Origin of the sequence: Arthrobacter agilis, assembly GCF_030816075.1 — a bacterium.
Classification (GTDB): domain Bacteria; phylum Actinomycetota; class Actinomycetes; order Actinomycetales; family Micrococcaceae; genus Arthrobacter_D; species Arthrobacter_D agilis_E.
This window is the reverse complement of the sequence record NZ_JAUSXO010000001.1, coordinates 2,164,791-2,183,499: the sequence shown is the minus strand read 5'-3', so window position 1 is coordinate 2,183,499 and position 18,709 is coordinate 2,164,791. Positions and strand designations below refer to the sequence as shown.

16 protein-coding genes are annotated in these 18,709 nt (G+C 71.4%); 10 read left to right on the top strand and 6 right to left on the bottom strand.

Annotation, left to right across the window (positions count from 1 at the left end; genetic code table 11):
- Positions 1–24 precede the first annotated feature (24 nt).
- The 3 genes from QFZ50_RS10120 to QFZ50_RS10110 form a co-directional block, all read right to left on the bottom strand.
- Positions 25–1,356: a DUF4350 domain-containing protein gene (locus tag QFZ50_RS10120; RefSeq protein WP_307083860.1), complete on the bottom strand. Its 1,332-nt coding sequence runs from the start codon at positions 1,354–1,356 to the stop codon at positions 25–27.
- Complete coding sequence (locus QFZ50_RS10115) at positions 1,353–1,994, bottom strand: DUF4129 domain-containing protein (RefSeq protein ID WP_307083858.1); 642 nt, start codon at positions 1,992–1,994, stop codon at positions 1,353–1,355. The genes QFZ50_RS10120 and QFZ50_RS10115 overlap by 4 nt, the downstream gene beginning before the upstream one ends.
- 61 nt (positions 1,995–2,055) lie before the next feature.
- Positions 2,056–3,426 carry a hypothetical protein gene (locus QFZ50_RS10110; RefSeq protein WP_307083856.1) on the bottom strand — a complete coding sequence of 457 codons (1,371 nt, stop codon included), beginning with the start codon at positions 3,424–3,426 and terminating at the stop codon, positions 2,056–2,058.
- A gap of 187 nt (positions 3,427–3,613) precedes the next feature.
- Between QFZ50_RS10110 and mtrA the strand changes: the two genes are divergently transcribed.
- The 7 genes from mtrA (at position 3,614) to secA (ending at position 13,924) form a co-directional block, all read left to right on the top strand.
- Positions 3,614–4,291: an MtrAB system response regulator MtrA gene (gene mtrA, locus QFZ50_RS10105; RefSeq protein ID WP_307083853.1), complete on the top strand. Its 678-nt coding sequence runs from the start codon at positions 3,614–3,616 to the stop codon at positions 4,289–4,291.
- Entirely contained in the window at positions 4,263–6,101 is a 1,839-nt protein-coding gene (gene mtrB, locus QFZ50_RS10100; RefSeq protein ID WP_307083851.1) for an MtrAB system histidine kinase MtrB, read from the top strand. Before mtrA ends, mtrB begins: the two co-directional genes overlap by 29 nt.
- Positions 6,088–7,836: an LpqB family beta-propeller domain-containing protein gene (locus tag QFZ50_RS10095; RefSeq protein WP_307083849.1), complete on the top strand. Its 1,749-nt coding sequence runs from the start codon at positions 6,088–6,090 to the stop codon at positions 7,834–7,836. Before mtrB ends, QFZ50_RS10095 begins: the two co-directional genes overlap by 14 nt.
- A gap of 440 nt (positions 7,837–8,276) precedes the next feature.
- Positions 8,277–8,927, top strand: a complete 651-nt coding sequence (locus QFZ50_RS10090) for a ComF family protein (RefSeq protein ID WP_307083848.1) — start codon at positions 8,277–8,279, stop codon at positions 8,925–8,927.
- A 122-nt stretch (positions 8,928–9,049) separates the two neighbouring features.
- On the top strand, positions 9,050–9,793 hold the full coding sequence (gene hpf / locus QFZ50_RS10085; protein WP_307083847.1) for a ribosome hibernation-promoting factor, HPF/YfiA family: 744 nt from the start codon (positions 9,050–9,052) through the stop codon (positions 9,791–9,793).
- A gap of 92 nt (positions 9,794–9,885) precedes the next feature.
- Positions 9,886–11,097 carry a winged helix-turn-helix domain-containing protein gene (locus QFZ50_RS10080; RefSeq protein WP_307083846.1) on the top strand — a complete coding sequence of 404 codons (1,212 nt, stop codon included), beginning with the start codon at positions 9,886–9,888 and terminating at the stop codon, positions 11,095–11,097.
- Between the two features lie 118 nt (positions 11,098–11,215).
- Positions 11,216–13,924, top strand: a complete 2,709-nt coding sequence (gene secA / locus QFZ50_RS10075) for a preprotein translocase subunit SecA (RefSeq protein WP_307083845.1) — start codon at positions 11,216–11,218, stop codon at positions 13,922–13,924.
- On the opposite strand, the gene QFZ50_RS10070 is transcribed toward secA, so the two are convergent.
- Positions 13,925–14,599 carry an Rv3235 family protein gene (locus QFZ50_RS10070; protein WP_307083844.1) on the bottom strand — a complete coding sequence of 225 codons (675 nt, stop codon included), beginning with the start codon at positions 14,597–14,599 and terminating at the stop codon, positions 13,925–13,927.
- A 167-nt stretch (positions 14,600–14,766) separates the two neighbouring features.
- Positions 14,767–15,603, bottom strand: coding sequence for a LysM peptidoglycan-binding domain-containing protein (locus tag QFZ50_RS10065; RefSeq protein WP_307083843.1), 837 nt, complete (start codon positions 15,601–15,603; stop codon positions 14,767–14,769).
- A gap of 414 nt (positions 15,604–16,017) precedes the next feature.
- On the opposite strand from QFZ50_RS10065, the gene QFZ50_RS10060 reads away from it, so the two are divergent.
- On the top strand, positions 16,018–16,281 hold the full coding sequence (locus tag QFZ50_RS10060) for a hypothetical protein (RefSeq protein ID WP_307083842.1): 264 nt from the start codon (positions 16,018–16,020) through the stop codon (positions 16,279–16,281).
- A gap of 19 nt (positions 16,282–16,300) precedes the next feature.
- On the opposite strand, the gene QFZ50_RS10055 is transcribed toward QFZ50_RS10060, so the two are convergent.
- The gene (locus QFZ50_RS10055; protein ID WP_307083841.1) at positions 16,301–16,528 is read right to left on the bottom strand and encodes a helix-turn-helix domain-containing protein; all 228 of its coding nucleotides are present in this window, start codon (positions 16,526–16,528) and stop codon (positions 16,301–16,303) included.
- A gap of 180 nt (positions 16,529–16,708) precedes the next feature.
- Between QFZ50_RS10055 and QFZ50_RS10050 the strand changes: the two genes are divergently transcribed.
- Positions 16,709–17,365 (top strand): SAF domain-containing protein, encoded by a 657-nt coding sequence (locus QFZ50_RS10050; protein WP_307083839.1) that lies wholly within the window; start codon positions 16,709–16,711, stop codon positions 17,363–17,365.
- A complete protein-coding gene (locus QFZ50_RS10045; RefSeq protein WP_307083838.1) occupies positions 17,362–18,684 on the top strand; it encodes an AAA family ATPase in 1,323 nt (440 codons plus the stop codon). The genes QFZ50_RS10050 and QFZ50_RS10045 overlap by 4 nt, the downstream gene beginning before the upstream one ends.
- Positions 18,685–18,709 lie beyond the last annotated feature (25 nt).

Genomic DNA, 18,709 nt, shown 5'->3' with positions numbered 1-18,709 from the left:
CGTCCTGCCAGCCGGCGGAATCGTTCATGATCGAATCTCCTTCTCGAGGTCGAGGATCTCCTGTGCCCACAGCACAAGCTCACGGTCGGTGGTCGGGGTGTGGTCGAGCAGTCGCCGCTCGAGGTCGGTGCGGGGCCGGCCGCTGTGGCGGGCCACGGCGTCGAGGATCTCACCCGGCGGGGCCGAACGGTCCACGCGGAGGCGGCGTGCCATCCGGGTGAGCGCGGCGGCACGGAGGTTCGCCGCAGCGTGCGCCACAGACCGGGAGTCCTGGTAGAGCCGGGCGCGGCCCTCCGCCGTCTCGGCCGCACGGACGACGACGGGCAGCGGCTCGACCGCCAGCGGCCCCAGGCGTCGTCCCTTCCAGGCCATCGCCAGGACGGCGCAGACGAGCAGCCAGACCAGGAGCGGGTCCACCCACGGGGGCAGGAGCGTCCGGGGATCGATGCCCTCACCGCTCGCGACGATGTCCGCGCCCGTCGGCTCGTACCAGACGAGCGTCGGGAGGGATCCCAGGGCGTGCAGGGCGAGGGCGGCGTTGCCGTCCTCCGTGATCGTCTCGTTGGAGAGGACCGACGGCGCCCCGAGGACGGCCACCGCCCCGTCGGCGCTCGTGGTGTACAGGCCGCCGCTGCCGTCGTCACTGCCGTCGTCGCTGCCGTCGTCGGTGACGCCGACGACGGGCGTCGGGAAGCACTCGATGCCGCCCGAGTAGGCCGTCCCGGTCGCGGAGATCGTACCTGCCGCCGTCGCGGCCTCGTCCTGGCACTCCGCGGCGAGCGCGGGCGTGTCACCGAAATCCAGGGGTACGGAGCCGAGCAGGGTGAACTCCTCGTCCAGCGCGGTCAGCTGCCGGCTTGCCGGGGCCGCGAGGACGGCCCGGCCCGATGCGTCGGCCAGCTCCGCCACCTGGGTGGCGCTGAGGTACTGCCGTGCATCGTTGAGGAACAGCGTCGCCGGTCCGGCGTCCAGTTCCTCCAGCGCGTCCTCGAACGACTCGACGCGCACGACGTCGACACCCTCGGCCGCGAGGACCTCCGCCACTGCGCGCGCGCCCTGGGGTGCCGCGTTGCCGGGGGACAGCGGACCGTCGTCCTCCTCCTGTCCCGGGAGGAGGTTGAGCAGGACGATCACCGCGAGCACGATGGCGCCGACCAGCAGGGGCACGGAGCGGCGGAGGCGGCGGCGGGTGGTCGCGAGCACGCTTCCGCCGTCACCCATGTGCTCGGACCCCGGCCCGACGGCGGATCGAGGGGCGGGTCGCCCGTCCGCCCCGCCGGAGGACGTCGCCCGCTGGATCCCGGTCCCCTGCACAGCGGTGCTCCGGGCGTGCGCCGGTTGGGCGTCGCGCGTCATCGCGGTGCCGCCGGCGTCGTCGTGCCGGTGCGGCGGCCGGGCTGCTCGGACGCGAGCCGCCCGTCGAGCTCGACGGCGCGCCGGTAGTCGTCCGCCCCGGCCGTGCCGCTGCCGTAGTGGGTCTCGTTGAAGAGGTCGGCGAGCCGGGCGATGTCGGGCGCCAGGGCCGGGAACGCTCCTCCGAGCTGCCCGGCCGCCTCCGTGGCCGTCCTCCCGACCTGCTCCTCGACCACGACGCGTTCCTCCGCGGATCGGATGATCGCGCGCAGCAGCTCGGCGACAGCGCCGTTCCAGTCGCGGTCCGACGCGAGCTCTGCGGACCGGCGACGGTGATGCTCCGCCGAGCGCCGGGCGCCGTCGTCGAAGACAGCGGTGTCCTGCTTCCGCCCGCGTGCGTTGAGGCGCGGCCTGATGAGCACGACGGCCACGACGATGACCAGCGCCGCGCCGACCGCCACCAGGAGCGTCCCGGGCCCGGCCCCCAGGCCTTCCACCCCGTCCAGGAGCCTGCCGATGCCGCGCAGGAACTCGGCGAGGATGCGTTCGAAGATGTTGGGCTGTGCCTCCACGTAGGCCGGTTTCGCCAGCTCCTCCTGCAGGAGCCTGCGGGCCTCGTCTGCGTCCGGTGCGATCAGCATGCGCGGACCGGTCGTCGCGGGCACCCGCCGTCGCACACCACCGGTTCGGCGCGGGGACGTGTCACGCGGGGCCTCCCGGCTGGTAGCCGAACGAGGTACCGGACGGGCCGCCGGGGATACCGCCCGGTGTCGATCCGCCGCGTTCGTGCTCGCGCATCAGGACCACGTCGAAGCCCTCACGGCGCATACGGAGATCAACGTAGAGGAGGGACGTCACACCGGCCTGGAAGGCGTAGCCGATGGCGGAGAAGAGCGCCGTGATGGCCTGGGTGGCAAGGAGTACGGGAAGCGAGTCCAGGGCGTCGGGCGCCGCGGACGCGCTGCTACTGAAACCGACGATCAGCGACACGGCGAACGTCAGGGGCGCGGAGATGACGGAGGCGATGATCGACACGATGATGCTCGTCAGCAGGACGATGCCGAACGTCCGCCACCAGTTGCCGCCGGTCAGCGCCCACGACCGCTTCACGGAGGTCCACGGACCGGTCCCCTCGAGCATGAGCGCCGCCGGTGCGACGACGATCTTGGTGCTCACCCAGACCAGGAGGGCCACGGCGCCGAGCACGAGCGGCACGATGAGCAGGGCCGAGTACTCGTCGAGGCCGAGGATGGCCAGCGCGGAGATCCCGACGACGAGCACGAGGCCCACGAGCCCTGCCGCGAAGGTCAGGAGGCCGAAACCGAGCAGCGGGAGGATGCGCCCGCGGGCGAGTCGCCACGCCTGCGCGAAGGACGTCCGCTGGTTGATGACCGCCCGCGCAATCGGGACGACGAGGATGCCCTGCAGGACGAGCAGTGCCACAGCTGACACCACGCCCGACACGCCGGCCACCGCACCGAACCCGGCGAAGGCCGCGATGATGCTGTCCGGAGTCGGGTTCTCGGCCTCGAGGGTCTCGAAGGACGACATGACGTTCCCGAGCAGGAGGACGGTCACCAGCGCGACGACGGCCTGCAGGAGGATCGCCGTGCCGAACGTCGCCACGGGGTTCTTCCGGCATGCCTGGAAGGCACCGTCGAGGATCTCGCCGAGCCCGAGCGGCCGGAGGGGGATGACGCCTGGCTTGGGCGGCGCCTGGTACAGGGGCCCGGCGGCAAAGGGGCGGGAACCGTACGGGCCGCCGGCCGGCCCGGGTCCCTGCGGCGGGTAGCCCGGACCCCAGCCCTGGCCCGGTGGTTGTCCGGGTCCCTGCGGCGGGTAGCCCGGACCCCAGCCTTGGCCCGACGGCTGTCCGGGTCCCTGCGGCGGCCCGGGGGACTGCCAGGACTGCGCCGGCCGGCCCTGGTCGTGGGGGGCGGGCGCGCCCGGAGCCTGCCACGGGGACTGCGGCGCGGACGAGGACCGGGAGGGCGGTTCGACGCCGTCGCCCCGTCCGTCCGGTGCGCCGCCGGGCACCCCGTCGTCCGGCTGACCCTTCACCTGATCACTCATGGCGTCCCCTCGGTCGATGCTCCGGGGAGGTCCGTCCGCTGCTCCCCTCCTGCATCATAGGCCGGGCCACCGCGTCGGCCGGCTGATCACGGGCTGCACCTGCACCTGCGCCGCACCTGCGCTTCTTCCGCCCAGCACACGGTGGGGCTGATGGGACATTGCACGCCCGATGGGACAGTATGGGGGTATGAAGGCTCGCATACTGGTGATCGACGACGACGAGGCCCTGTCCGAGATGATCGGCATCGTCCTCCGCAACGACGGATTCGACCCCGTCTTCTGTGCCGACGGCGCGGCCGCGCTCGGCGTGTTCCGCGCGACCCAGCCGGATCTCGTGCTGCTGGACCTGATGCTGCCCGGCATGGACGGCATCGAGGTGTGCCGCCAGATCCGCAGCGAGTCGGACCTCCCGATCGTGATGCTCACCGCGAAGTCTGACACCTCCGACGTCGTCCGGGGCCTCGAATCCGGCGCCGACGACTACGTCCCCAAGCCCTTCAAGCCGGCCGAGCTCGTCGCCCGCGTGCGCGCCCGGCTGCGCCCGGCCGAGTCGAAGGCCCCCGAGACCCTCCGGATCGGCGATGTGGGCATCGACGTCGCGGGCCACGAGGTCACACGCGCCGGTGAGCGGGTCTCGCTCACCCCGCTCGAGTTCGATCTGCTGGTGGCCCTCGCACGGAAGCCGTGGCAGGTGTTCACCCGGGAACTGCTCCTCGAACAGGTCTGGGGCTATCGGCACGCCGCCGACACCCGGCTCGTCAACGTCCACGTGCAGCGGCTGCGCTCGAAGATCGAGCGTGATCCCGAGGCACCCGAGATTGTCCTGACGGTGCGTGGTGTCGGCTACAAGGCCGGACAGGGCTGACACGGAGGGTGCGGGGGGCCGCACCTCCGAGCCCGGCACCACTCCCGCATCCGGGACGCCCTCGGACCCCGGCTCCGACGGTGCCGCGCTCCACCGACCCGCCGGTGGCCGGCTGAAGGACGGCGTCGACCGCTTCCGTACCCTGCTGCGCTCCATCGCGCGCAGCTGGCGCCGTTCGCTGCAGTTCCGCACCGTCGTCGCGACGATGCTGCTCACCTCCGTGTCCTTCGTGGCCGTCGGGGGCTTCCTCTCGAACCAGATCGCGAGTGCGCTCTACGACGAGCGCTTCGACCAGTTCAGCGCGGAGGCCCGTTCCGCCCTCACCTCCACGAAGGCCGTCTTCCGGGACTCCTCGGCGACGGACCGCGACACCACGAGCCGGCTGGTGTTCGACTCCGTCAACGCACTCGTGGGCAGCAGGACGAACGCACCCCGCCAGGCCATGCTGGTGCCCATCACCGCCGGGGAGGGGCTCTTCATCCCGACGACGGTGAGCCAGGACGGGGCGACGGCGGGCATGTTCCCCGACGACCTCCAGCAGGCCGTGGCTGCGGGGCAGGATGTGTACTGGGCGCCCATCACCATCCCGGTGACCGAGAACGGTGAGCCGGACGCGCCGGGCATCGCGTTCGGGACGCAGGTCCAACTGCCGCCCGAGCGCAGCCCGTACGCGCTCTACGTGTACTACGACCTGTCCTCGATGCAGGCCACACTCGACTCCATCCACGGCGTGCTGTGGCTGGTGGGCGTCGTCCTGCTGCTCGTCATCGGCGGGGTCACCTGGTACGTCACCCGCAGCGTGGTGCTGCCGGTCGGCCATGCCGCGTCCGTGTCGGAGAAGCTCGCCGCCGGGCAGCTGCAGGAACGCATGGAGGTCACCGGCGAGGACGAGGTGGCGCGGCTGGGAGCATCGTTCAACCGGATGGCGGCCAGCCTGCAGGACCAGATCACCCAGCTGGCCCAGCTCTCCCAGATGCAGCAGCGCTTCGTCTCCGACGTGTCGCACGAACTCCGCACCCCCCTGACCACCGTGCGCATGGCGGCCGAGGTCCTGCACGACGCCCGGGACGAGTTCAATCCCGTGAACAAGCGCTCCGCCGAGATCCTGTTCGACCAGGTGGAGCGCTTCCAGGCCCTGCTCGCGGACCTCCTCGAGATCTCACGGTTCGACGCCGGGGCGGCGGTCCTGGAGGCCGAGTCCGTGGACGTGGTGCAGCTCGTCCAGCACGCCATCGACGGCGCGCGGCCCCTCGCGGAGCGGCTCGGTACCGAGCTGTCGATCGTGTCGACGGAGTCGCGGTGCATCGTCGATGCCGACGGCCGCCGCATCGACCGGATCCTGCGGAACCTGATCGTGAACGCGCTCGAGCACGGGGAGGCGCGACCCGTGGAGGTCCACATCGCATGCAACCCGGAGGCCGTCGCGGTCGCCGTACGCGACCATGGGATCGGGATGACACCCCTGGAGGCCTCCCGTGTCTTCGACCGGTTCTGGCGGGCGGACCCGGCACGCGCCCGCACCACGGGCGGCAGCGGGCTGGGGCTCTCCATCGCCACCGAGGACGCCCGGCTGCACGGTGCCTGGCTGGAGGCGTGGGGGCTGCCCGGTGAGGGTGCATGCTTCCGCCTGACGCTGCCGCGGCATCAGGGCTCCGTCCTGATGTCGTCGCCCCTGGCACTGCCTCCGGGAGCGGTCCGGGACCGGACGGGGTCCGCCGGAGAACCACGGCACGGGGCATCGCACGAGGCAGGGGACGGGACGCGTGAGGACACCGGGGCCACGACGAGGGAGAGCAGTGCGACGCAGTAGGACCAGAACCCGCGCCCGGGCCGAGCGTTCCGTCCGCAGGAGGCGGCCGGCACTTGTTGCCGCCCTGCTGGTGGTGTGCTTCATGGTGCTGACGGCCTGTTCGGCCATCCCGACGAGGGGACCGGTCGGGGTCATCCCGGCGGCGGAGCCCGAGGTCGACGCCGTCGCGCCCGCGTTCGACCCCGTGGGACCCGCGCCCGGCGCCACGCCCGAGCGGATCCTGCGGGACTTCATCACGGCCGGGACGGGGGCCGGGGACGGGTACAGTGTGGCCCGCCAGTTCCTGACCCCCGAACTGGCGAAGACATGGAAACCCGAGGAGCGGATCGTCCTGTTCCGGTCCGATCCGCGCGTCGAGAAGCGCGAGACCGAGGGCGTCTACCAGATCCAGTTGGAGACGACCGGGACGGTGGACTCCCGGGGACTGCGGACCAACAGCGCCCTCCCGGCCTCCGAGACGCTCGGCGTCCGGATGGTGCAGGTATCGGGAGAATGGCGGATCGACGACATCCCGGACGGCATCATGCTCGCCCAGAGCAGTGCACGGGACCTCCTGATCTCGCACAACCTCTACTTCTACAGCAGCAACTACCGCTACTGGGTCCCGGACGCCCGCTGGTTCGTCCGGCGGACCGGGGTGACCGCCAGGATCGTCAGCGCCATGCTCTCGGGCCCGGCACCGTACCTGCAGGGCTCCGTGACCAGCGCCTTCCGCGAAGGGGTGACGCTGGCCCGCGATTCGGTGCCCATCACGTCCGGCACGGCGTCCGTGGAGTTCTCGTCCGAGGTCCTCGAGGACGCCACGAGCCTCGGCCTGCAGCAGATGAACCAGCAGCTCCAGGCCAACCTGCTCGGCCTGAACGATGTCACCTCGGTGCAGATGACCAGCGGCCGGCCCATCGAACTCGGCGATCCCGCCCCGGAACTCGTGGTCCCCGAGCTGACCCCCGACGTCGGGGGAGAGCAGGTGGCCGTGGCGGACGGTGAGCTGGTGCGGGTGCGGAACGGGGCCACCGTCCCGATCGAGGGGATGCCGAGCGTCGCCGAGCTGCAGCCTCGGATGCCTGCGACCTCGGTGTCCGGGAGTGCCTACGCGTTCGTGAACGGGGACAGGAGCACCCTGTTCGTCTCCGCGCCGGGCAGTGAGGCCCGCGGGGTCGTGACGGGCACGGCCCTGACCCGGCCCTCCTTCGACCCGGAGAACTGGGTGTGGACCACCAGGGCCTCCGGGGGGCGCAGCTCCATCCTGGCCGTCCCGCCCGGCGGGACGGAGGCCAACGCGGCCGTCCTCGCCGCAGGCTGGCTCGGCGACCGGAGGGTGGACGAACTGCGCGTCTCCCGGGACGGGTCGCGGGCCCTGATCGTCGCGGATCGCGATGGGACCAGCGAACTGCTCATCGCCGGGATCACACGATCCCCGGACGGGATCCCGCAGACGCTCACCACGCCGCTGGCCCTGCCGGTGACCGGGGACATCGACACCGCGGCCTGGGCCGGCCAGAGCACCATCGTCGCGTCCTCCCTCAGCGCCGACGAGGAGGCCACGCCGGTCATCCTGCAGCTCGACGGCGACCAGGAGACCATGGCGGCCCTGACCGGTGTCCTCGCCATCAGCGCCGGATCGGATGCCGAGGACACGCTGTACGCACAGGCCGGCGCCACGCTGTACCGGCGCATCGGCAACAGCTGGGTGGACGAGCAGCTGAAGGTCAGCGACCCCGCGTTCCCGGGCTGACGATGTCCACATGGGCGGCACGGCGGACGGCCGCCCGCCGGCGGCGTGATGCGCTGGGGCATGCGCGTTCCCGCCCTCGCTCCGACCGTCGCCCGCATCCTCGACGGTGTCGTGTTCGGCCGGGCCTATCAGCGCGCCGCCCGCGCCCTGGCCGCCTTCGCCGCCCTCGTCCTGCCGTCGTCGTGCGTGGTCTGCGGCCGGTGGGACACGTCCCTGTGCCCGGAGTGCCTCGGCGCGTTCCGCCTGGCGACGGCGCGTCCGTTTCCCGCCGAAGCGGAGGCCGAGTCGCTGCCTGACGTCCCGCTGACAGCTGCCCCGCCCCCCCCGACGCGCCCGGCGGGCGGAGGGACGCTCCGGCACCCGGGCGGCACCCGCCGGAGCGGGGCACTGACGGCTTCGGCCCGCTGCCCGTCCTCGCCGCCGGCCGGTACGGCCACGCCGTGTCGGTGGTCCTGCTGGCGTTCAAGAACCATGGGCACGTGGATCTGGCGGGGCCCCTCGCGGCGGCCCTCGGCGGAGTGCTGCATGCCGCCCTCGCGCGATCACCGGGACCGTGGTCGTCCGGGCCCGTCCTGCTGGTGCCCGTGCCCACCCGGGCCTCGTCGCGTCGCAGGCGCGGCTACGATCCCCTGATGCTGCTCCTGGCCCGCCTCGACAGCGCCGGAGGGTTGCCGAGGGGTACGGTGCTCGCGCCCGCGGTCCGGCAGCTCCCGGTGGCGCGGCGTCTGCTGACAGCACTCCAGCAGGGAGGAATGCCGGGATTCGGCCGTTCCGCGTCGGCGGTGCTCTCCGGTCTGCGGGGTGGCCAGAAGGGGCTCGGCCGACGGCGGCGGCGGGCCGGCGTGCTGGACTCCATGGCCGTCGGGCGCCTCCGCGGTGCCCTGGTCGGCCGGGACTGCATCATCGTGGACGACGTCCTCACCACCGGTGCGACGGTCGGCGAGGTGCACCGTGTCCTCACCGCGGCCGGTGCTCGTGTGCTCGGGGCCGTCGTCCTCGCGGCGACATCCTCGCCCGCAGCAAAAGGGTCCGGGCGCACGCCTGACGAACTCCCGGCAGGCTACCGGAACTTGCCGGGCGTCGGAGGGTGAATAAAGCAGGAGCGTGAACTAACGTGATGAGACGGGTACCCAGAGATGGTCCGTATCCGTCGGCGGCGGCTCTGCTCAATGCCACAGCCGTCGTCGTGTCACCTAGCGATGTGGAGGGCACCATGGAATTTGTGATCAATGGTCGAAACCTGGCGGTATCCGACCGTTTCCGTGAGTACGCGACGGAGAGGATCGACAAGATAGAGCAGCTCGGCGACAAGGTGCAGCGCGTCGACGCGAAGATCACCAAGGAGCCCAGTGCACGCATGGCGGACACCTCCCTCACGGTTGAGCTGACGGTCCTCTGCAAGGGCCCCGTCGTCCGCGCCGAGGCCTCCGCGGCCGACAAGTTCGCGGCCTTCGACCTCGCCTACGCGAAACTCCTCGAGCGCCTGCGCCGCGCCCGGGACCGCCGGAAGGTCCACCACGGCCGGCACACCCCGGTGGCCGTCCGGGTCGCCACAGCCGACCTCGAACCGGCCGATCCCGCCCAGCCCATCTACCTCGAGACGCCGGTCATCGAGCCGACGTCCACCGAGCCGGTGGCGCAGACCGACGACGCCGGTGACGCCGACTCGTACGCCTCCCCGGACGACGTCCCCGCAGGCGATTCGCCCGTGCTGATCCGCCGGAAGGTCTTCTCCGGTACCCCGATGACACTGGACGACGCCGTGGACAACATGGAGCTCGTCGGACACGCCTTCTACCTCTTCGTCGACTCCGCGACCGGAGCACCCTCGGTGGTGTACCGGCGGCAGGGCTGGACCTACGGCGTGATCACCCTCGATTCGAAGTGCGCCGAAGGAACCGAGGAGCCGCAGGAGGAACTCCTCGCCTACCGGGCCAAGGAGACCGCCACCGCCTAGGCACCGCAGCGGGCGGGCAGCGCCCGCGTATCCCGACGTCCGATCAGCACTGCCTCCGCGCACCGCGCGGGGGCAGTGCCGTGCAGGAGACCATGCCGAATCTCACCATCGCCCAGGCCAGGCGGATCCTCCTCGCCGCACAGGGCCTCCACCGGCCGCGCATCGAAGCGCCGTCGTCGCGCCGAGCCGTCACCACGGCGGCGCAGCGCCTGCAGGTGCTCCAGGTGGATTCCGTCAACGTCCTTACCCGGTCCCACTACCTGCCTTTGTTCTCGCGCCTCGGCACCTACGACCCCGCGGACCTCGACGCCCTGTACTCCCGGGGTCCGCGCAGGCTCGTCGAGTACTGGGCCCACGAGGCAAGCCTCGTCCCACCCGAGCTCTTCCCGCACCTGCGCGTCTGGCAACGGCGGACCTGGATGGGCGCCTCGAGCGTCCCCGCCGACGTCCGGGACGCGCTGGAGGCGGGGATCAGCGGCATCCTCGCCGCCGGCATCCCCCTGACCGCCGCCAGCATCCAGCGGGAGCTCGGCGCGGACACCGCGCGGCCCGCGGAGGGCTGGGGGTGGCGATGGACGGCGGCGAAGCGGGTCCTGGAGGACCTCTTCGCGCGGGGCGAGATCGGGTCGGCAGGCCGGACGCCCCAGTTCGAACGCCTCTACGCGCCGATCGCCTCGGTACTGCCCGACGCCGCACTGGCCACGGCCGCACCGGACCGGGCGGAGGCCCTGGCGGTGCTCGCCGGACGGGCCGTGAAGGCGCTCGGCGTCGCTCCCGCCCGTTCCGTCGCGGACTACTTCCGCACACCCGTGCGCCAGACGCGGGAAGCCCTCGACGGGCTCGTGGGCGTGGGCGCGGTGCAGGCGGTGTCCGTCGACGGCGGGACGGAGCCGTGGTACCTCGACCCCGCGGCCGTCCTGCCGCGGCAGGCGCGGGGGAGGGCCCTGCTGAGCCCGTTCGACTCCCTCGTCTTCGAACGCGGCCGGCTGCAGAAGCTCTTCGGGATGCACTACCGCATCGAGATCTACACCCCGGCCGACCGGCGGGTCCACGGCTACTACGTGCTGCCGTTCCTGCTGCGGGATGCCATCGTGGCCCGGGTGGACCTCAAGGCGGATCGTGCCGCGAACCGCCTGATGGTGCATGCCTGCCACGGGGAACCCGATGCTCCCGCGGACACCGCCGCGGAACTCGCCGACGAGCTGCGCCTGCTCGCGCGGTGGCTGGGCCTGGCCGACGTCGTCGTCTCCGACCGGGGCGACCTCGCGCCGGCGCTTGCCGTACAGGTCGGCAGGCTACTCTGAGCGGACACGTGGTGCGGCGACGTCGGTTCCGAGCGGGAACCAAAGCGGGGCACCGGACGTCACTCACGTAGACTAGATACGCCATCTTTGGGCAGCATCAGATTGGGAGCAGATACCAGTGCCATCACTTCTTGAACGAGTACTCCGCACCGGCGATAAGAAGACACTGAAGCGACTCCGGAACTACGCTGACGCGATCAATGTCCTCGAGGACGAATTCCGCGAGATGTCCGATGCGGAGCTGCGCGGAGAGACCGACCGGCTGAAGAAGCGCTACGCGGACGGTGCCACCCTGGACGACCTGCTGCCGGAGGCGTTCGCCGCCGTGCGCGAGGCCTCGAGCCGTACCCTCGGCCTCCGCCACTTCGACGTCCAGCTGATGGGCGGCGCGGCCCTCCACCTGGGCAACATCGCCGAGATGAAGACCGGCGAGGGCAAGACGCTCGTCGCGACCGCCCCCGCCTACCTGAACGCGCTGACCGGTAAGGGCGTCCACGTCGTCACGGTCAACGACTACCTGGCGGAGTACCAGTCGGACCTGATGGGCCGCGTCTACCGCTTCCTCGGCCTCACGAGCGGCTGCATCCTCTCCAAGCAGGATCCCGCGACACGCCGTGAACAGTACGCGGCCGACATCACCTACGGCACGAACAACGAGTTCGGCTTCGACTACCTGCGCGACAACATGGCGTGGAGCGCCGCCGAGCTCGTGCAGCGCGGACACAACTTCGCCATCGTCGACGAGGTCGACTCGATCCTCATCGACGAGGCCCGCACGCCGCTCATCATCAGCGGCCAGGCGTCGGGCGACGTCAACCGCTGGTACAACGAGTTCGCGAAGGTGGTCCAGAAGCTGACCGTCGATACCGACTACGAGGTCGACGAGAAGAAGCGCACCGTGGGCGTGCTCGAGGACGGGATCGAGAAGGTGGAGGACTACCTCGGTATCCACAACCTGTACGAATCCGCCAACACGCCGCTGATCGGATTCCTGAACAACGCCATCAAGGCCAAGGAGCTGTTCAAGCGCGACAAGGACTACGTGGTCCTCAACGGCGAGGTCATGATCGTCGACGAGCACACCGGGCGCATCCTCGCCGGGCGACGCTACAACGAGGGCATGCACCAGGCCATCGAGGCGAAGGAGGGTGTGGAGATCAAGGCCGAGAACCAGACCCTCGCCACCGTCACGCTCCAGAACTACTTCCGCCTGTACGACAAGCTCTCGGGCATGACGGGTACCGCCGAGACCGAGGCCGCCGAGTTCATGTCGACCTACAAGCTCGGCGTGGTCCCCATCCCGACCAACAAGGACATGGCACGCCAGGACCTCTCCGACCTGATCTACAAGAACGAGGTCGCCAAGTTCGACGCCGTCGTCAAGGACATCATCGAGCGCCACGAGACCGGCCAGCCCGTCCTCGTCGGCACCACGAGCGTCGAGAAGAGCGAATACCTCTCGAAGCAGCTCGCCAAGGCCGGGGTGCGCCACGAGGTCCTGAATGCGAAGAACCACGCCCGGGAGGCCGCGATCATCGCGCAGGCCGGCCGGAAGGGCGCCGTGACTGTCGCGACGAACATGGCCGGACGAGGCACCGACATCATGCTCGGGGGGAACGCGGAGTTCAACGCCGTCGCCACCCTCGAGAAGCTGGGACTCGACCCGGCGGACAACGCCGAGGAGTACGAGGCCCAGTGGCCTGACGCCCTCGAGGCCGCGAAGGAAGCCGTGAAGGCCGAGCAGGACGAGGTCCGCGACCTCGGCGGACTGTACGTGCTCGGCACGGAACGCCACGAGTCCCGGCGCATCGACAACCAGCTGCGTGGACGCTCGGGACGCCAGGGCGATCCCGGCCGCTCCCGCTTCTACCTGTCGCTGACCGACGATCTCATGCGGCTGTTCAACTCCGGAGGGGCGGAGCGCATCATGAACAGCGCCACCATGCCGGACGACGTCGCCCTCGAGTCGAAACTCGTCTCGAAGGCGATCGAGAACGCGCAGGGCCAGGTGGAGGGACGCAACGCCGAGCAGCGCAAGAACGTACTGAAGTACGACGATGTCCTGAACCGCCAGCGCGAGGCCATCTACGGCGACCGCCGCAGGATCCTCGAGGGCGGCGACCTCAAGGAGAAGGTCCAGTTCTTCCTCGAGGACGTCATCACCGCGATGGTCGACGAGGCCACCGAGCAGGGCCACGGCGACGACTGGGACTACGAGCTGCTGTGGACCAACCTCAGGACGCTGTACCCGATCACGCTCACCGCGGACGAGGTCATCGAGGAAGCGGGCGGGAAGTCACGCCTGACGCGCGACTTCCTGCACGGGGAGATCCTCTCCGACGCCAGGCTCGCCTACCAGGCGCGTGAGGAGTCCCTCGGTGAGCAGTCCATGCGGGAGCTGGAACGCCGCGTCGTCCTGTCGGTGATCGGCAGGAAGTGGCAGGAGCACCTCTACGAGATGGACTACCTGAAGGAGGGCATCGGTCTGCGGGCCATGGCCCAGAGGGATCCGCTCGTCGAGTACCAGCGCGAAGGGTTCATCCTCTTCCAGGCGATGATGGAGTCGATCCGCGAGGAGAGCATCGGCTACCTCTTCAATCTCGAGGTCGAGACCTCCGCGCCGGCACAGACCGGACTGCCCGGGGTGACCGACGGACGGAACGTGGTGCAGGCGCCGACCATCAAGGCTGCAGGCCTGGAGGCCCCGGCGAAGCCGGCCACGCTCAACTTCACGGCGCCCAATGCCCAGGGCGAGGCCGAGATGCACGTCGAGCGCAACAGGACGCAGGCCGCTGCGGCCGGCGGCAAGAAGGCCAAGCGCAAGTAGTCAGCCGATCTCCAGGGCGGTCACCCGCCACGCTCCGCGCCGTTGCTCTATCCGAAGAGCGACGGCGCGGACGCGTTTCTGGTCATAGGCGACGACGGACGCCTCGTACACACCGGGGCCGACGGGGCACACGCGTGCGGAGCGCACGATGACGTGGCGGTGGGCGCTCGGTGCCGTCTCAGCCCCGCGGCCGGCGGGCGCATCGTTGATGCAGCGCACGAGGTTGGCCCGCAACTGGAGCCGCTCGTAGTTCTCGGGGTCGAGCCACCGCGCCAGCTGCTGGAGGGGGCGGGACCCGCCGAGCACCTCGAGCGCACCCAGGGCCACGGAACGTGCGATGCCCGCGATGCGGCGGACCGCCGCGGGATCCGCGTCCGCCGGCGCCGACGCGGCCGGACCCGCGTCGTCGACCGGGTTCCGGCCGTCCTCGAGCCCTGGCTCCTCGACTGCGGCACCCGTGGCGAGGGCTCCGGCGCCATGGTCGGCCGGACCGGGCACGGCGGCGGCGACCGGGTCCGTGCTGTCCGGCGGGTCGGCGGAGGGCCGGAGCTCGAAGAGCGCGCCCGGCGCGGCGTCGGCTCGTCGGGCTGCTTCCGGCAGGAGGGGGCGAGGGGCGCCGCTGGCGTGGGCGAGCTGGGCGGCCCTGGTGTGCTGGAGCTGGGTTACGACGGGCATGCGTTGTCCTCTCCGAAACATCCTGACGGTCGTCCGCGGCACCGGGGGCGGAAGCGCGGTCTCCTCCGCCGCACGGGCACGCCGACGGTGGAGTTGTCGTGCCGGTGTCCTGCAGCTCTCGAGCTCGGGAGCTCTCGTGGGGTGGGGCCGGTGATCCTCCCTCCGGCCTAGGGTGCCGGAGCCTTCAGGACCTGGCCCGGCAGCAGGAAGGACGGGTCCTCCCCGACGATGGCGCGGTTCGTGTCGTACCAGGCCGGCCAGGCCTCCGCCACATCCGCTGCCGTCGCGAGCGGACCGAGGCGCCCGGCGACGATGGACCACAGGGAGTCGCCGGAAGCGACGACGACCTCCGCCGCCCCGGCCGTCGTCCTGCTCTCCGGGCGGACCAGGAGACTGCCGCCCGCCGGTATCGGGGACGGCTCCCAGGCCGGCGGGATCGGGGTGGGCACGTGGGGCCCTGCGGAAGCTGCGGCAGAGGGCTCCCCGGAAGGGGAGACGGGCTCGGGTTCACTGCCTGACCGTTCGCCGGCGGTGGCTATCGGTGACCAGTAGGGCGAGCCGGAGGGGGTCGGGGCGCCCGTGGCGGCGGGAGCGCCGTCATCGGCTGCCAGGGGATCGCTGCCCGATGCAAGGATGCCCGCGGCGTGGGACCTACCGCTGCCGTCCGATCCGCTCGACGCGGCCTGGGCGAGGGTGGGCACGGCGAGGAGATTGACCCCGAGAAGACCGGCCGCGATCCGGCGCATGACGGCCGGGGTGCACCGCCGGACGATCGTCGCGGCGGATGAGGGGCCGCGGCGCTGGAGCAGCTCGGCCACGACGGCCAGCCCCAGGGCCAGTACCCAGAGGCCGACGGTACCCGCTCCGAGCATCGACAGCAGGACTCCGACGGCGCCGTCGATGTCCCGCTCCCGTGGCGACGTCGACAGGAGCTGTCCCGCCGCTGCCGCCACCGCCCCGCACGCGAGGACCAGGCCTGCCTGGATCGTATCGTCCCTCTTCATGCCCATTCCTCCTTTGGCACAAGTTTGATGAGACCGAACGGCATTTGTCTACGTTTGGGGCTACTCGCTTTTTCTGGTCGCGATTGACGAGGATCCGGGCTCGGCCTACCGTGGGGTGATGCGCTGGGATGCCCTGTTCGACGACCTCGAGTCACAACTCCGCTCGGCGACGACGGCCGTGCAGGAGAGCGAGATCCGGGATCGGACGCGGATCGAGCAGTCCCGCCTGACGCTGGTGCAGCGGCTCCTCGGTCACGTGGGTATGCCGGTCGGCGTCTCCACCACGGGAGGGCGTTTCCTCTCCGGTGTCCTCACGCACGTCGGCGCCGGGTGGGTCACGCTGGCGGTGGAGGGTCGCTCGGTCATCGTGCCGCTCGCGTCGCTGCAGGCCGTCCGCGGGCTGGGTCGCGGGGGGTGGGGCAGCCGCCGTCGGGTGTCCACGCGCGGGTCGGTCTCGGGTCCGCCCTCCGGGCCCTGTCCCGGGACAGGGCGCAGGTGGCGCTGTGGCTGGCGACGGCGTCGCGCTACAGCGGGGTGATCGACAGGGTCGGCGCAGATTTCCTCGAACTCGGGCTGGTGGTCGCCGGCGAGGAGAGGCGCGCAGCCCACGTGCGGGATGTCCTCACGGTGCCCTTCGCGGCCATCGACGTCCTGGAGTCCGCCGCGCCGAGCGCGTGAGGAGCAGGACGTCCGCGGCTCAGAGGACCGGCGTGCTCTCGGGGTCGTTCCCCAGGGCGGACGCGGTCTTCTCGTACGCCTTCGCGATGTACTCCTCGAGGACGCGGGTCTCCACGCGCCACTGGCCGCGACCGCCGACCTGGATGGCCGGCAGCTCACCGGACCGGACGAGGGCGTAGGTCTGGGATGAACTGATGTTGAGCACCTCGGCCACATCGGCGAGGGTGAGGAAACGCCGCTCGGCCACGGGTCCGCCTTTCCTGATACTTCGGGTATGCCTCCAGTGTGCCACCGGAGATGCCGATTGAAGAGGATCTCCACACTTTGATCCGATTTACGGCTGCTCGGTTCCTTTCGGCCCCCTGCTGGGCCAGAATGGCAGGACCGAGCCCCGATCGGGTGGCGCCGGTCTTTTGGGGGGATGACAGTGAGCATCGACACGCGCGCCACACAAGGACCAGGCGAAGCCCCGCGGCTGAAGAAACCGTCGTGGAAGGACCCGCGGCTCCTCATCGGGCTGCTCCTCGTCCTCGCCTCCACGGCCGGTGTCGTCGCTCTCCTGGACAGCCAGGACACCACCACCGAGGTGTACTCGGCGCGCCGGGACATCCCGGTCGGCGCCGCGGTGTCCGCCGACGACCTCGTGGCCGTCCCGGTCCGTCTGGCGAGTTCCGCCGGGGCCTACCTGCCGGTCTCCGGCGGGATCCCCGACGGCGCGGTCGCCACGAGGCTCGTCACCGAGGGTGAACTCATCCCGTCCGCGGCGCTCGGAACCGCCGACGAACTGGACCGGAAACCGGTGGGCCTCTCGGTCGAGGACCCGCTGCCCACGGGAACCGAGGCAGGCGACCGCGTGGACGTCTGGGTGTCGCTCCGGACCGACACGAACACGTACGAGGAACCCCGGCTGCTGCTCGAGGCCGCCGAGGTGGCGGAGCTGACCGTGGGGGAGTCCGCCCTGGGCGGGAGCGCCTCGACGCTTGTGCAGGTGCTCGTCGACGACGGGGCGATGCCCGAACTCCTCAACGCGCTCTCCAACGACGCCCGCATCGCCGTCGTCCTGAACCCCGGTGCGGGTTCGTGAATATCCCGGTCGTCACGCTCGGGGCGGCCGCGAGCGCCCATGTCCCCGGACTGGAACAGCTGCGCGGCCCGGTCACGGTGGTGCGCCGCTGCGAGGACCTGCCGGAGCTCGTCGCCGCATGCCAGTCGGGCCTCGCGCGGGCCGCCATCCTCGCTCCCGGCGCGGCGGAACTGACCGCCTCCCTCGTCGACCGGCTGCGGTTCGCCGGGGTCGCCGTCGTCGCGCTGACCGACGGGGCCGCGGCCGCGGACGCCATCGAGGGAGTCGAGTACGTCGATTCCACCGTCGGGCCTGCGGCACTCGCGGACGCGGTCTCGCGGGCCGTCGCGTCGTTCGGGGACGGTGCTGACCGGCCACGGGGAGCCCTCGCCTACGCCGATCCGCTGCACCGGCCGGAGGCCACCGGGCCGCCACCCGCCGACGTCGCCGACAAGCCGGGGGAGGGGCGGATCATGGCGGTCTGGGGGCCGGCGGGCAGCCCCGGCCGCACCACCGTCGCGATCAACATCGCCGCGGAACTGGCGGTCGCCGGCACGTCCGTCCTGCTGGTCGACGCGGACACCTACGGTGCGAGCATCGGCGCCTCGCTCGGCCTGCTCGATGAATCGGCAGGCCTCGCGCAGGCCTGCAGGCTCGCCGACCAGGGTGGCTTCTCCAGCTCGATCCTCGGACGGATCGCGGTGAGCGTCGCCATCAAGGGACGCCGCCTCCAGGTCCTGACGGGAATCACCCGACCCGACCGCTGGCCGGAACTGCGCCCCGCGGCCCTCGCACAGGTGCTCGACGCCGCCCGCTCCCTCGCGGACGTCACGGTGGTGGACTGCGGCTTCTGCCTCGAGGCGGACGAGGAGCTCAGCTTCGACACCCTCGCACCACGCCGCAACGGTGCAGCCCTCCGTTGCCTCGAGCTCGCCGACTCCGTGATCGCCGTCGGCGGCGCGGACACCATCGGCGTCCCGCGCCTGGTGAAGGCGCTCACCGAACTCGCCGACGCGGTACCGACCGCCGCGCCCCGCGTGGTGTTCAACAGGGTGCGGGCAGCGGCGGTCGGGCGTGCCCCGGAGGCGCAGTTGCGGGAGGCCTGGGAGCGTTTCGGCCCGTCGGCGGGGATCGCCGCCTTCCTGCCCGTGGACCACGCCGCCGCCGACCGGGCACTGCTGGCGGGGACCGCACTGCTGGAGACCGCGCCCGCCTCGGCACTGCGGATCGCGATCGCGGAGCTCGCCGAGGTGCCCGTCGCCGAGGGGCGGCGCCGCCGCCCCTTCCGACGGCTCGGCGACGTGAGATTTCGAGGCAACCCGGATAGGCTTCCTTGGTAAGAGGTCGCAATGAAGCGGCCTTTCA